This window comes from Nocardioides albidus, assembly GCF_006335005.1.
GTDB classification, from domain to species: Bacteria; Actinomycetota; Actinomycetes; order Propionibacteriales; family Nocardioidaceae; genus Nocardioides; species Nocardioides albidus.
The window spans coordinates 510,847-523,776 of sequence record NZ_VDMP01000026.1 but is presented as its reverse complement, the minus strand read 5'-3'; the positions used below and the strand labels follow the sequence as shown (position 1 = coordinate 523,776).

The following is a 12,930-nucleotide window of genomic DNA, read 5'->3' as shown; positions in this document are numbered from 1 at the left end:
CGACGTCGGAGGTCGAGTGGGGGTTTCGGGTACGTCGGTGCGGCGGCTGCGTAGGACAGCCGCCGCACCGATCAGAACGGCCAGCGCTGGTCGCGGCCCGCCTCGAGAAGCGGGATCGCGGCGAAGCCCTGGTCGCTCAGGCCACCGAAGGTGTGCCGGTTGCCGACACCGGACGGGCCGTGGCCGTGCTGGTAGCCGGCGAGGTTGAACGTGTACACCGGCACCCGCTCGGGAACCGCCTTCGTCGGCTCCTCGCCCCGCCAGCCGGCCCAGGCCTGCTCGTCGGTGACGATCACGACCCGGTCGTGCCCGCGATAGTGACGGCGTACGGCGTCCGCGGTGTTCGTGCCACCGAGGTTGCCGAACCGGCCGGCCAGCGACAGCACCGAGTCCCCGCGCCGGAGCCGGATCGCCCGGCTGCCGGTGCCGAACTCGACGAGGTCCGCCCCGGCAGCACGGACCGCCAGCGAGGCACCGAACACCGCCGCGGCGTCGGCCCGGGTGAGCACCGAACGACGCGACAGCCGGTCGAACATCGACCCGGACCGGTCCACGAGCACCAGCGTCCGCCCCGTCAGGGACGGAACCGACCCGAGGCTGGCCTGCAACGCCTGCTCGAGCGCCCAGCTCCAGCGCAGCGAGGGAGCCGTCCGGTACGCCGACAGGAACCGCAGCGGCAGCTGCCGCGAGCGGGCCACCTCCTCCGGATCAGCGAGCCGCGCCGCCACCTCCGCGGCGACCTCGTCCGAGACACCGGCCTCGTCGAAGTTGCGCAGGTTGCGCAGCAGCGCCATGGAGCCCATCGACGGGATCAGCGCCTCCCACGCCGCGGCGTCGAGCGGGCCCTGCAGCCAGCCGGAGACCTGCTCCCAGGTCATCCCTGCCGGGCGCAGCACGTGCTCGCCCTGCGCGAGGACGGCGCGCCGCTGCTCCACCGGCACCGCCAGCAGGCCCTGCCGCGACCGCAGCATCCCGAGCTCGTCGGGAACGCCGTCGGGCCGGCCGTGACGCCGGTCGATCGCGTGCCGGAACAGCACGCTCTGGCGCTCGTCCCGCGGCACGGGGTGGGTCAGCTCCAGCACGTCCGCGAACCGGAACCCGCGCGCCCGGCCGTCGTACTTGACCAGGGAGCGCTCGGAGTAGAGCCGCGTCGCGGCGTCGGCGACACCGCGCTTGACCGGCTTCGGGAGGGCTCGGCCGTAGCGCCCGGACCAGTAGGCCAGGAACTCGCCGGGCTCGTCGGCCCGGTCCAGCGCGGCGTCCACGATCGCCCGGTTGCCGCCGGCGATGCCCGCCGCGAGCCGCGCCCGCACCGCCTCGGCGGCGACCACGATCGCCACCGACCGCAGGTGCACACCGGTGCGCAGCCAACGCACGAGCCGCAGCACCCAGTCGCCGTCCTCGACGGCGACCCGGGCCACGAGCCCGCGCAGCCGCGCGTCGCGCTCGGCCGCCGCCTCGTAGAAGGCGTCCTCGGCGACGAAGGAGGTGATCGCGAGCAGGAACAGCTCGCCCTTGGCGTCGCGCGCGTAGCCGGGGGCGCCCTCGAAGGTGACGCCGCTCGGGCGCTCGTCGGTCGTGACGGCGCTGGTGCCGGTGCGGTGGATGCCGCGCAGGTTGAACTTGCTCATGTCGTGTCCCTCCTTCCGAGGGTGGGTTGCTGATCGAGGTCGATCGCCAGGGGGCGCGCAACGCGACAGCGCCGAGGACCGAGGTCGACGAAGGTGTTTTTCATTCGATTGCTCTGCCATTGAGCTACACCCGGCCGAACCGGATGACGGGACTCGAACCCGCAACCCATCGATCCAAGGAGAGAAGTAACCCTCGTCTTCGCACCGGCACTGCCGCGTTGCGACGTCTTCAGTTGTGATCGCCCCGGGCCCGGAACGACGAGAGCCGCCGGCTGCGACAACAGCGGGCGGCTCTCATGTCATGCACGGATGCACTACACGAGAGACCCCGGGGGCTCGCACTCGAGTCGACCCTGGTGCCGACACGGCTGGTCCGCGGCGGGCCTGCCGGCCGACCGCATCAGCTGCGCCTTGCGCGTCATCGGGACTCCTCGAACTCGTCCGCGGCACCTGCCGCGGTGACCCAGTGTGCGCCTGATCGGCGGCCGGGCCAACCGATTTACGGGCGACGTGGATCCTCGGGCCAGGCGTGCTTGGGATAGCGGCCGCGCAGATCGGCACGCACGCCCCGGTAGCCGTTGTCCCAGAAGGACTCCAGGTCTGCCGTGATGGCTGCTGGCCGTCGCGCGGGTGAGAGCAGGTGCAGCAGGAGCGGGACCCTGCCGTCCGCAAGACGCGGTACGGCGGTCCAGCCGAAGACCTCCTGCAGTCGCACCGCGAGCACCGGTTGCTCCTGGGCGTAGTCGATCCGGACGGTCGAACCGCTGGGCACCTCGACGCGCTCAGGGGCGAGGTCGTCGAGCCTGCCCCCCTGCTGCCACGGCACCATTCCTCGCAGCGCGGCAGTCACGTCGATGCGACGAAGGTCCTGGGCGGAGCGGACCCGCGCCAACTGCGGCCCGATCCACGACTCGAGGTTGTCCGTCAGGGCCGCGTCGCTCACGTCGGGCCACGGGTCACCGAGCGCTCGGTGCAGGAAGTCGAGGCGGGCGCGCAGCGCCGTGGCCGCCTCCGACCAGTGGAGGAGCGCGATGCCCTCGCTCGCCACCGCCTCTCGGATCGCGTCGTTCACGGCCTGTGCCGGTGGATCGCTGAGCGGGACCGAGGTGAGCTCGATCGCGCCCAGCAGCGTACGGCGGCGAGCCACCACCCGTCCTGCGGTCCAGGTGACCTCGTCCGCCTCGGTCCACAGAGAGCCCGCCGCCTCCAGAGCGAGGTCCTCGGTGAGCGGCGCCGCCGCTCGGATCCGGGCCTCCCGCTGCCCGGCGCGCCGCTCCGCGTCGCCGACGGCGAGCCACTCCAGACCGGCCAGAGGTCCCGGCGAACGCGGATCGAGTGCCGCGCCCGTCCCGGACGTCATGAGATAGCTCGAGGAGCCCGAGCGCTTGCGCGCGATCCGGTCCGGATGCGCCAGCGCCACGACCAGCCCCACCGCCACGTCGTCGGTGAGCGCTCGGGCGTCCGACGCCCCTCTCCGGTCGCCGGCGACGCCCTCCTTCTCGACGACCTTCTCCAGCCGGGTGACCTGGCTGCGCCACGAGCCTGACCGCCGGTCGGCGCGCAGCGACCGCAGCGCTGCAACCAGGTCTCCGCCGGGAGCGCGCACGTCCTCGCTCAACATCGCGACCACCTCTGCGGCCCGCCGGGCTCCGACGAGACCGGCCCCGTCGATGAGGGCACGCGCCAGCCTGGGATCGGCCGGCACACCGGCGATCAACCGGCCCCGCGGGGTGGCTCTCCCGTCCTCGGTCATCGCGCCGAGATCCACCAGCACCTCCCTGGCTGCCGAGAGCGCGTGCGCCGGCGGCTGGTCGAGCAGCGCCAGGTCGTGCACGTCACGGCTCCCCCAGCACGCCACCTCCAGCGCGAACGCCGTCAGGTCGGCGGTGGCGATCTCGGGCTCCGGGTGAGCGGCCAGGTGCGCGTGCTCCGCCTCGGACCAACAACGCAGCACGGCTCCCGGCCCCAGCCGTCCGGCCCGGCCCGCCCGCTGCTCCGCCGCGGCCCGGCTCACCGCGACGGTGACCAGAGAAGCCAGTCCCCGACGGTGGTCGGTGCGCGGCTCGCGTGAGAACCCGGCATCCACCACCACACGGACCCCGGGCACCGTCAGGGACGACTCGGCGACGGCGGTCGAGACGATCACCCGTCGACGCGGGCCCTCACTGAGCGCACGATCCTGCTCGGCGCCGGACAGACGCCCGTGCAGGGCGTGCACGGACGCGTCCACACCGGCAAGGCGGCGTACGGTCGCCTCGACCTCCGCGACACCGGGCACGAAGACCAGGACGTCACCCTCGTGCTCGGCGAGCGCACGTCGTACGGTCGCGGCGACGTGGTCGTGGAAGGCCGGGGTGATCCCCCGGTCGTCGGTGCGACGCACCCCAGCCGGCGGCGGGCACCAGACCGCTCGGACCGGGTGCAGGGCGCCCGGCACCCGGATCACCGGAGCGCCCGCACCGAGCAGCGCGGCCGTCCGCTCGGCCTCGATCGTGGCCGACATGGCCACGAGGGACAGGTCCTCGCGCAGGTTGGCCCGGATGTCGATGAGCAGCGCCAGCGTCAGGTCGGCGTCGAGGTGGCGCTCGTGCACCTCGTCGAGCACGACGGCCCCGACGCCGGCCAGCTCGGGATCGTGCTGGATCCGCCGGAGCAACAGGCCGGTCGTGACGATCTCGACGCGGGTACGTCGACCGGTGCGCCGGTCTCCGCGTACGGCGTACCCGACCGTCTCTCCCACCGGCTCGCCCAGCAGATGCGCCAATCGACGGGCGGCAGCCCGGGCCGCGATGCGGCTGGGCTGCGTGACGACGACCCGTCCGGCGACGACCTCGGCGACCGCGGGCGGGACCAAGGTCGTCTTGCCGGTGCCGGGCGGCGCATGGACCACCGCGACCCCGCGGGTGCGAAGCGCATCGTCGAGAGCGGCCAGGCCCGCGGTGACCGGGAGGCCGGGCGGCGCGGCGAGCAGGTTGCGCAGCGGATCCGACACTCGTGCAGTGTGCCTGACCTGCAGCCGCAGACGAGCGCGAGGGCCGTCGGGGTCACGCGGAGCTCGGCCGGACGACGAGGGGCCGCGTCTGCCACTCCAGAGCTGGGGCCCCACGTTGTGGCTCGATGACAAACTCAGGTGGGAGCGACTCCGCGCGTCCCCGACATCAGCCGGACCGCGATCAGCAGTTCTTCGAGGTCCGCGAAGCTCCGCAGGTCGCAGCCGGTCCGCTCCGCGATCCGCTCGAGGCGGTAGTACGCCGTGTTGACGTGCACGTGCAGCTTCTCGGCGGCGACCTTGGCGTTGAGGTCATGCGCGGCGTACGCCTTCAGGGTCTGGACGAGAACCCCACCGTTGGCCAGGTCATCCTCGATGAACTGCCGGAGTTCGGGCCGAATCAGCCGGCGCACCGTGGTGTCGTCGCGCAGCACCATGTACTCCACGACGGACAGCATCGAGAGCGCCTTGACGCCCGGTGAGCCGCCGAGCGACTCTCGGGCGATGACGGCCTCGCGATAGGCCTCGGGCACCTTCGAGATGTCTGGATGGACGGTGCTGGCTCCGACCACAAGGTCGATGCCGATGCGACTCGCGCTCTGGCAGACGCGCTCGAGCCCACGCAGAACTGCCGTACCGTCCCCCGTCGTCGGGATGACCGCCAGGATCTGGTCCTGCCGGACGATCGCCAGTCCGCGCTGGTCCGCGTCGAGCGACGAGCGCACTGTCGAGAGCACGTCCCGGAGGCTCTGGCCGGTCCGTAGTGCTTTCGACGGCGCGGCCACGACGACCAGCACTGAAGCGCTTCCCTCCAGTCCGCACTCGCGCGCAAGGACCCGCTTCGGCTCGGCCTGGATCCCGCGCCCGGCGAGCAGGTCCTCGACGAGGTCACGGCGCACACGATCGCCTTCGGCCAGCTCGAGCTGCTGCGCCCTCAGGTAGGCCGCCGCGGCAACCGAGCTGCCCACCTCGATCACCTGCATGAGGTGAGTCGCGGCTCCAACCGCGACCTCCCAGCTCGCCGCCTCTTCCGAGGACGCCACGACGATCGCTTCCCACAGGGTGACCTGACCGATCCGGAAAGCCCGCAGGAAGTCGGACAAGCCGATCCCCTGGCGAACCCGATTGGTCGCCTGTTCGGGGGTGATTCGGAAGTCGCTGACCCCCGCGGGGCGATGCTCCCGGATCGAGGCCAGCACCTCTTCGTACACAGCCCATGTATGCACGACCACGTCTGCGCGCAGGTCAGGATCCTGGCTCGCCGGATAGGCGGGGATCTCGGCGAAGAAGCGCTCCACCGAGTCCTCGACGATCTGGTTCATCGACTGCTCGACGCGATCGAGGATGCGAGCAGTGAGGTCGTCTTCCACGATCGCAGGCTAGACCTGCCCGTTGTGGTCTGACCACAGACGCCGCGGTCCAAGTTCGTGCTCGACCCATCGTGCTCTCGTCGCGACGCGACGGGACAGTGATGGCCGACACAACCCACGCCCGACCGGAGGCAGCCCGAATGACAACCAGCCCCGCACCGATGAAACGGATCGCGACCGCGTCCATGATCGGCACCACGATCGAGTTCTACGACTTCCTGATCTACGGCTACGCCGCGGCTCTCGTCTTCGGCCCGCTGTTCTTTCCGTCGTTGGGCGACTCTGCCGGCACCTGGGCATCGGTGGCCACCTTCGGCGTGGCGTTCGTGTTCAGGCCCTTCGGCGCCATCGTCTTCGGGCACTTCGGTGACCGGCTCGGCCGGAAGAGAACACTGGTCACGACGCTGCTGATGATGGGCGGCGCCACGGTGGCGATCGGCCTGGTGCCGACTGCTGCCGTCCTCGGGGCCGGCGCGCCGCTGATCCTCGTCCTGCTGCGCGCCATCCAGGGCACCGCACTCGGGGGCGAGTGGGCCGGCGCCGCGCTCCTCACCTCGGAGTACTCCGATGCCGCGAAGCGCGGTCGCTACAGCCTGTTCCCCCAACTCGGCCCGGCGCTGGGCGTGATCATCGCCAGTGCGACCTTCCTGCTCACCATCAACATCTTCGGGCTCGAGGCCTTCCAGTCCTGGGCATGGCGGGCTCCGTTCCTGGTCAGCATCGTGCTCATCGCAGTCGGGCTCTGGGTCCGGCTCAACATCGCCGAGACCCCGTCCTTTACGAAGGTGACCGCATCCAGCACCAAGGTGACCTTCCCCTTCGCGGACTCCATTCGCGAGCAGTGGAAGCAGATCCTCCTGGGCGGCGGCATGCTCTCCATGACCTTCGGCGCCTTCTACCTCTCGATCGTCTTCCTCGGCGGAGTCGCTGCCAAGCCGATCGAAGCGGGCGGTCTCGGCTACACCCTCAACGATCTGCTCCTCGCCAACATCGCGGCTGGTCTGGTGCTCGCCGTGGGTGTCATCGGATCGGCGATCCTCTCCGACTCGCTGGGCCGCAGGAAGGTACTGCTGACGGGCACCCTCTACGGACTCGTCGCAGGGCCGCTGGCCTTCGCGATCCTGGAGCCGGGCAACGCCGGATCGTTCGTCGTCGCCTTGATGGTGCTGATGCTCGCCATCGCCATCCCCTACGGCCCGGCGGCGGCGTACCTGCCCGAACTGTTCAAGGCCCGATACCGCTACACCGGCGCCGGGTTGGCCTACAACCTGGCCGGCATCGTGGGTGGCGCCCTCCCCCTGGTCATCGCCGACCCGATCCTGGAGCGCTGGGGCATGGACGGTCTGGCCTACTTCGTCACCGGCCTCGCGGCGATGAGCACCCTGTGCCTCCTGGCCCTCCGTGAAACCCGTGGCGAGGTCCTCGACCCGGAGTTGGAGGCTGTGGTTCCTGCGTGAGCGACATCCGGAAGGTCGGCGTGGTCGGTCGCCGTCTGATGGGGCCAGGATCGCCGAGTTCTGTGCGCGTGTCTCCGGACCGGTAGGACCGGGGCGACAGGCTGTCGTCCGTGCCAGCACGGACGACAGCACGCGCGTCCGGTCGGAGGATCACAGCAGTGCCGAGCGCGTCCGCCGCCCGGAGGAAGGGGGGCCGTTCCCATGGCGTCGTTCGCACCGCTCCGTTCGCGCATCAAGGTCCGGCCGACCAAGGTCGCGCAGGACTCCTCTGCGATCCACTCGGTGCAGGCGGCGCTGTCAGGGTTCGGGACCGCTGTGCGTTCGGTGTCGAGGTTGGCGGTGGTCGCGGGTTTGCTCTTCGCCCTGGGGGCGATTGCCCCCGTTGCTTCGGCACAATCGCCGGGCAGCGCGTCGGCGATCGCCCTGAGCGTCACCGGTACGACGAACGTGAGCTCTCCGACCGTGACGGTGCCGCCGGGCGGGACCACTGATGTCGCGGGCGTCAGCGTCACGGACCTCTCGACGGGACTGCTCCACGCCGACGCCAACCGTGACCTCCACAACGGCAATCTGGTTGCAATGGCTTCGGCCGACGATGTGACCGCGACGTTCGGCACAACCGTCATGACCGTCACCGCAGACCACGTGGCCGCTGAGTGCGTGTCGATCGAGTCGCAGTCGCCGGCGGGGAATTCGACGATCACCAATGGTCTCCTCACCGTCGGCGGGTCGTCGGTGGCGATGGAGGCCAACCCGGCGCCGAATACTCTTGCCTTTCAGACGTCCACCCTGCGGGTGATCCTCAACGAGCAAACGATCACCCCGGACGGCGGGCTCACTGTCACCGCGATGCATATCACCGAGCTGTCGTCGGGCGGAACGGTGACCAAGGACCTCGTCGCTGCCCAGACGCGCTGCGGCCTCAACACGGAGCCTTCCAGTGCCGCACCGGTGTTCACGGACTCGACACCGCCCGCGACCGCGACGGTCGGCACGCCCTACAGCTACACCTTCACCGCGACCGGGAACCCGGACCCGACCTTCACCGTGGCCACCGGCTCGCTGCCTGACGGGTTGACGTTGACCTCCGATGGGGTGCTCTCCGGAACCCCGACCGGGTCAGGAGCCTTCACGTTCACCGTCCAGGCATCGAACGGGGTGCTGCCGAACGCGGTCTCCCCGTCGCGGACGATCACGGTCAGCGACGCAGCCGCCGCGCCGGTGTTCACGGCCTCGACACCGCCGACGACCGCGACGGTCGGCACGCCCTACAGCTACACCTTCACTGCGACCGGGAACCCTGACCCGACCTTCACCGTGGCCACCGGCTCGCTGCCTGACGGGCTGACCCTGACCTCCACCGGGCTGCTCTCAGGCACACCCACGACCGCCGGTGCCTTCACCTTCACCGTCCGGGCCGCCAACGGCGTACTCCCGAACGCGGTCACCCCATCGCGGACCATCACCGTCGCCCCGCCTCCGGACACAACCCCTCCGGTCCTCAGTCGGCCCAGCCTGGGCACAGGAAACGGCAACGACGCCTTCCTGCCGATCGCGGTCAGCGATGCCAGCCCGCTCATCTGGACAGTCCACGTGAGTCCGCTCGGGGTCGCTGCGGCCACCCTCGACGGCAGCGGAACCACCCGGATGTTGCACCTAACGCTCGGTTCGGGTGGAACAGCCATGATCACCGTGACCGCCACCGACTCAGCGGGCAACGCCTCCAGCACCCACATCGTTGTTGTCGGCGGCGGCCGAGGAGCTGACGTGCTCGCCGGGACCAGCGCCTCCGAGGTCATCCTCGGCGGAGCCGGCAACGACGTCATCGACGGTGGCGGGGGCGACGACCTCATCATCGCTGGGAGCGGAAAGAATGACGTCCGTGCCGGCGAGGGCGACGATGTCGTGATCGGTGGCGATGGCCACGACACCCTCGCCGGCGGCGAAGGCAACGACACCCTCGCCGGCGGCGAAGGCAACGACACCCTCAACGGTGATCTCGGCGACGACAACCTGGCAGGTGGCACCGGGAACGACACTCTCAATGGCGGACCGGGCACCGACATCCTCGACGGCGGACCGGGGAAGAACCGGCTCAACCCCTAACACCTCAGGTCCACGGTGCAGACGCAGGTCGGCATCGTTGGGGACCCGCAGGTGCTGCGAGACGGCCGGCCGGCTGACCGGCAGTTCGTTGGCCAGGTCTGTCGACCAGGAGGATTCGGCCGCGCGCAGGTGGCGATCTCCGGCCTGAGGCAGCCGGGCGGGGTGGCGGCACAGCGCGCCGCCACTCCGCCCTGGCCCGTCAGCGGCCGGCGACCGCCTGCTTGAAGGCCGTGGCGGGCTTGAAGGCGGGCGCCACGGTGGCCGCGATCTCCAACACGTCGCCGGTCTGCGGGTTGCGCCCGGAGCGGGCAGCGCGGCTGCGCTGCTCGAAGGTGCCGAAGCCGGGCAGGGTGACCTTCTCCCCCGTCGCGACGGCTCCTACGACACCGTCGACGACGGCGCTCAAGGCCGCGTCCGCCTGAGCTGCCGTCAGCCCGGTCTCCCGCGCCACGGTCTCGACGAGGTCCTTGCGGTTCATGCGTTCGCTCCTTGTTCTCGGCGTAGCGGGCCAGCGTGACCCGAGCCTCGGACTATGCCATACTGATAATGATTCTCGTTATCAGGAGGAACCATGAGGCAAGGGATCCATCCCCCGTACGGGCCGGTGGCCTTTCGGGACCCGGCCACCGGCCGGGTGTTCGTGACCGGTTCGACACTCGTCAGCAGGAACGCCGACAAGACGATCGACATCGATGGCACGACCTACCCGCTCGTCGATGTCGACATCACCAGCGACAGCCACCCGTTCTGGACCGGCACCGCGCGCACCCTGGACAGCGAGGGCCGAGTGGAGAAGTTCCAGCGTCGCTACGGGCCGAAGGCATGAGGACCCCGCTCTTGGTGATCACCGGCGTCGATCCGGTTGCCATGGACAGCGCCCTGATGAGCCTGGCCTGGGACCTTCCCCGCGCGGTGTCGGTCCGCCACCGGATCGACCCTCACTCCCAACTCCTGACCCGGACCGTCAGCGACGCCAGCGGTCTGCTGGAGCAGGAGCAGATCCAGCTGGAGCACGCATGCGTGAGCTGCGCGCTGCGCGAGGACATCATGCCGACGCTGGAGCGACTCGCCCGCGACGACCGATGGAGTGCCATCGTCTCCGGACTGCCGACGGCGACCGAGGCCGGCCAGCTCGCCCACATCCTGGCCACCGACGGCCGGTTGGCACGGCACCTGAAGCTGAGCGCAGTGCTCGCTGCGGTCGGCACCGGCGACGTCGTCCGGGACCTGCTGAGCGACGACCTGCTCCGCGAGCGTGACGTGCACACCAACCCCGACGACGACCGAGGCGTCGGCGAGGTCGCCTGCGCCCAGATCGAGTACGCCGACATCGTGGTGCTCGACGCGGACCCCGGCGCCGAAGCCGCCGACCTCGTGCACGCTCTGGCGCGCCCCGAGATCCCCGTCATCGTCGGCGCGGCCCAGCTCGACGCCGCAGCCCTCACCGCCCAGCGACACCAGAGCAGCCTCAACAACACCTGGTGCTCCCCGGAGTTCGACGCCGACCTACCGACCCTGGAGAGCCGCCACGCCTGGCGCCTTGACCTCTCCTCCCCGCGCCCGTTCCACCCGGACCGACTGCTCGACCAGATCGAGCGGCTCGGCACCGGCCCCTACCGTTCCCGCGGGTCGTTCTGGGTCCCCACCCGGCCCGGCGACCTCCTCGAATGGTCCGGCGCCGGCGGCCAGCTCAGCATCGGCGGCTATAGCCCCTGGGGCCGACGTACGCCGATGACCCGACTGATCTTCACCGGACTCGGCGAGGCGCCGACCGAGCTGGCCGCGGCCTTCGAGGACATGCTCCTCACCCCCACCGAGGCGCTGCTCGACCGGCACAGCTGGGACGTCCTCGAGGACGGCCTCGAACCCTGGCTCGGCGACATCCGTGACGTCGCCTGAGACACCCACCCGCAACTTCGCGCCCGCGGGCGCCCGATCAGGAGCAGATCCATGGCCGTACCCAAGCGCCGCACCTCACGCAGCAACACCCGGCACCGCCGCTCGCAGTGGAAGGCGACCCGGACCGACCTCGTCCCGGTCACCATCGACGGAGAGACCTACCGCGTGCCCCGCAACCTCCTGCGCGCCATCGAGCGCGGCTACGTCGACCCCGCCCCGCGGGGTGCCCGATGAGCGCCTCGCGCAAGGGCGGCACGGGTGGCTCTGGCGGCCGCCCGACGAAGGGCCGCAAGAAGCCGTTGCTCGCCCCCGACGTCACGCACGTCGACTACAAGGACGTCACGCTGCTGCGCACCTTCATCTCCGACCGCGGCAAGATCCGCTCGCGCCGGATCACCGGTGTCACCCCGCAGCAGCAGCGCATGGTCACCCGCGCGATCAAGAACGCCCGCGAGTTGGCCCTCCTCCCCCACACCACCGGCCGTTGACCGGCTGGACGAGCCCAGAAGGACGAAACATGAAGGTCCGCAACTCCATCCGGTCGGTCAAGAACCAGCCCGGGTCCCAGGTCGTCCGCCGCCGCGGACGGATCTATGTCATCAACAAGCAGAACCCCCGACTCAAGACCCGCCAGGGCTGAGTCAGACGAACACTCGAGGAACCCATGTCCCGCATCTGCATGGTCACCGGCGCCAAGCCCGGGTTCGGCCACCACGTGTCCCACTCCCACCGACGCACCAACCGGCGGTTCAACGTCAACGTCCAGTCCAAGCGCTACTGGGTGCCCAGCCTGCGCCGGACCGTCACCCTCACGGTGAGCGCCCGCGGGATCAAGACCATCGACCGGCGCGGCATCGACGCGGTCGTCGCCGACATCTTCGCCAGAGGAGGGAAGGTCTGATGGCCAAGCGCGGCAACGACCTGCGTCCGATCGTGAAGCTCCGCTCCACCGCCGGCACCGGCTACACCTACGTCACCCGGAAGAACCGGCGCAACAACCCTGACCGCATGGTCTTGCGCAAGTACGACCCCCGCATCCGCCAGCACGTCGACTTCCGAGAGGAACGCTGATGGCCAAGAGGTCCAAGATCGTCGCCAACGAGCGCCGCAAGCAGACCGTCGCCCGGTACGCCGAGCGCCGGGCCGCCCTGAGAGAGGCCGTCCGCACCGCAGCCACACCCGACGAGCGGCTGGCCGCCGTACGCGCCCTCAGCCGGCTGCCGCGCGACGCCAGCCCGGTCCGTGTACGCAACCGCGACCAGGTCGACGGCCGCCCGCGCGGCTATGTCGGCAAGGTCGGCCTGTCCCGCATCAACCTCAGGACCCTGGCCCACCGGGGCGAACTGCCCGGAATCACCAAGTCCTCCTGGTAGCCGACGCGGCGGGCGCCCTGGATGCCCGAGTTCATCGCGCCGTCGCCGGAGCGCACCGAACTGGCTGGATCCTGCACCGGATTGGGCACGAACCGACGCTCGACG

Annotated in this window: 14 protein-coding genes; 10 read left to right on the top strand and 4 right to left on the bottom strand. The window is 70.6% G+C overall.

Annotated features, from left to right (window positions below):
• Positions 1-71: 71 nt before the first annotated feature.
• The 3 genes from FHP29_RS18310 to FHP29_RS18300 all read right to left on the bottom strand — a co-directional run bounded on the left by FHP29_RS18310 (position 72) and on the right by FHP29_RS18300 (position 5,990).
• Positions 72-1,631: a TROVE domain-containing protein gene (locus FHP29_RS18310; protein ID WP_139624281.1), complete on the bottom strand. Its 1,560-nt coding sequence runs from the start codon at positions 1,629-1,631 to the stop codon at positions 72-74.
• 499 nt (positions 1,632-2,130) lie between these two features.
• Positions 2,131-4,623, bottom strand: a complete 2,493-nt coding sequence (gene hrpB / locus FHP29_RS18305) for an ATP-dependent helicase HrpB (RefSeq protein ID WP_240044589.1) — start codon at positions 4,621-4,623, stop codon at positions 2,131-2,133.
• Between the two features lie 134 nt (positions 4,624-4,757).
• Positions 4,758-5,990 carry a PucR family transcriptional regulator gene (locus tag FHP29_RS18300; RefSeq protein ID WP_205014233.1) on the bottom strand — a complete coding sequence of 411 codons (1,233 nt, stop codon included), beginning with the start codon at positions 5,988-5,990 and terminating at the stop codon, positions 4,758-4,760.
• A 161-nt stretch (positions 5,991-6,151) separates the two neighbouring features.
• Here FHP29_RS18300 and FHP29_RS18295 point away from each other — a divergent pair, with 161 nt between their 5' ends.
• The gene (locus FHP29_RS18295) at positions 6,152-7,447 is read left to right on the top strand and encodes an MFS transporter (RefSeq protein WP_139624280.1); all 1,296 of its coding nucleotides are present in this window, start codon (positions 6,152-6,154) and stop codon (positions 7,445-7,447) included.
• A gap of 201 nt (positions 7,448-7,648) precedes the next feature.
• A complete protein-coding gene (locus tag FHP29_RS18290; protein ID WP_139624279.1) occupies positions 7,649-9,553 on the top strand; it encodes a choice-of-anchor P family protein in 1,905 nt (634 codons plus the stop codon).
• Between the two features lie 199 nt (positions 9,554-9,752).
• On the opposite strand, the gene FHP29_RS18285 is transcribed toward FHP29_RS18290, so the two are convergent.
• Positions 9,753-10,031, bottom strand: a complete 279-nt coding sequence (locus FHP29_RS18285) for an HU family DNA-binding protein (protein ID WP_139624278.1) — start codon at positions 10,029-10,031, stop codon at positions 9,753-9,755.
• A 93-nt stretch (positions 10,032-10,124) separates the two neighbouring features.
• Here FHP29_RS18285 and FHP29_RS18280 point away from each other — a divergent pair, with 93 nt between their 5' ends.
• Genes FHP29_RS18280 through rpsN form a run of 8 tightly spaced genes read left to right on the top strand, consistent with a single transcriptional unit; the run spans position 10,125 to position 12,825 of the window.
• Positions 10,125-10,379 (top strand): type B 50S ribosomal protein L31, encoded by a 255-nt coding sequence (locus FHP29_RS18280; RefSeq protein WP_139624277.1) that lies wholly within the window; start codon positions 10,125-10,127, stop codon positions 10,377-10,379.
• A complete protein-coding gene (locus tag FHP29_RS18275) occupies positions 10,376-11,452 on the top strand; it encodes a CobW family GTP-binding protein (protein ID WP_139624276.1) in 1,077 nt (358 codons plus the stop codon). Before FHP29_RS18280 ends, FHP29_RS18275 begins: the two co-directional genes overlap by 4 nt.
• Before the next feature lie 51 nt (positions 11,453-11,503).
• Positions 11,504-11,686 (top strand): 50S ribosomal protein L32, encoded by a 183-nt coding sequence (rpmF, locus tag FHP29_RS18270; protein ID WP_139624275.1) that lies wholly within the window; start codon positions 11,504-11,506, stop codon positions 11,684-11,686.
• Positions 11,683-11,940: a 30S ribosomal protein S18 gene (gene rpsR / locus FHP29_RS18265; protein ID WP_139624274.1), complete on the top strand. Its 258-nt coding sequence runs from the start codon at positions 11,683-11,685 to the stop codon at positions 11,938-11,940. Before rpmF ends, rpsR begins: the two co-directional genes overlap by 4 nt.
• A gap of 29 nt (positions 11,941-11,969) precedes the next feature.
• Positions 11,970-12,092, top strand: coding sequence for a type B 50S ribosomal protein L36 (ykgO, locus tag FHP29_RS18260; RefSeq protein WP_139624273.1), 123 nt, complete (start codon positions 11,970-11,972; stop codon positions 12,090-12,092).
• A 24-nt stretch (positions 12,093-12,116) separates the two neighbouring features.
• Positions 12,117-12,353, top strand: coding sequence for a 50S ribosomal protein L28 (rpmB, locus tag FHP29_RS18255; protein ID WP_139624272.1), 237 nt, complete (start codon positions 12,117-12,119; stop codon positions 12,351-12,353).
• Positions 12,353-12,523, top strand: coding sequence for a 50S ribosomal protein L33 (rpmG, locus tag FHP29_RS18250; RefSeq protein ID WP_139624271.1), 171 nt, complete (start codon positions 12,353-12,355; stop codon positions 12,521-12,523). The genes rpmB and rpmG overlap by 1 nt, the downstream gene beginning before the upstream one ends.
• The gene (gene rpsN / locus FHP29_RS18245; protein WP_139624270.1) at positions 12,523-12,825 is read left to right on the top strand and encodes a 30S ribosomal protein S14; all 303 of its coding nucleotides are present in this window, start codon (positions 12,523-12,525) and stop codon (positions 12,823-12,825) included. Before rpmG ends, rpsN begins: the two co-directional genes overlap by 1 nt.
• Positions 12,826-12,930 lie beyond the last annotated feature (105 nt).

Excerpts from the sequence above, each read along its gene's own strand:
- FHP29_RS18310 (WP_139624281.1), bottom strand. The coding sequence starts at position 1,631 with ATGAGCAAGTTCAACCTGCGCGGCATCCACCGCACCGGCACCAGCGCC.
- FHP29_RS18295 (WP_139624280.1), top strand. The coding sequence starts at position 6,152 with ATGAAACGGATCGCGACCGCGTCCATGATCGGCACCACGATCGAGTTC.
- FHP29_RS18290 (WP_139624279.1), top strand. The coding sequence starts at position 7,649 with ATGGCGTCGTTCGCACCGCTCCGTTCGCGCATCAAGGTCCGGCCGACC.
- FHP29_RS18285 (WP_139624278.1), bottom strand. The coding sequence starts at position 10,031 with ATGAACCGCAAGGACCTCGTCGAGACCGTGGCGCGGGAGACCGGGCTG.
- FHP29_RS18280 (WP_139624277.1), top strand. The coding sequence starts at position 10,125 with ATGAGGCAAGGGATCCATCCCCCGTACGGGCCGGTGGCCTTTCGGGAC.
- FHP29_RS18275 (WP_139624276.1), top strand. The coding sequence starts at position 10,376 with ATGAGGACCCCGCTCTTGGTGATCACCGGCGTCGATCCGGTTGCCATG.
- rpmF (WP_139624275.1), top strand. The coding sequence starts at position 11,504 with ATGGCCGTACCCAAGCGCCGCACCTCACGCAGCAACACCCGGCACCGC.
- rpsR (WP_139624274.1), top strand. The coding sequence starts at position 11,683 with ATGAGCGCCTCGCGCAAGGGCGGCACGGGTGGCTCTGGCGGCCGCCCG.
- ykgO (WP_139624273.1), top strand. The coding sequence starts at position 11,970 with ATGAAGGTCCGCAACTCCATCCGGTCGGTCAAGAACCAGCCCGGGTCC.
- rpmB (WP_139624272.1), top strand. The coding sequence starts at position 12,117 with ATGTCCCGCATCTGCATGGTCACCGGCGCCAAGCCCGGGTTCGGCCAC.
- rpmG (WP_139624271.1), top strand. The coding sequence starts at position 12,353 with ATGGCCAAGCGCGGCAACGACCTGCGTCCGATCGTGAAGCTCCGCTCC.
- rpsN (WP_139624270.1), top strand. The coding sequence starts at position 12,523 with ATGGCCAAGAGGTCCAAGATCGTCGCCAACGAGCGCCGCAAGCAGACC.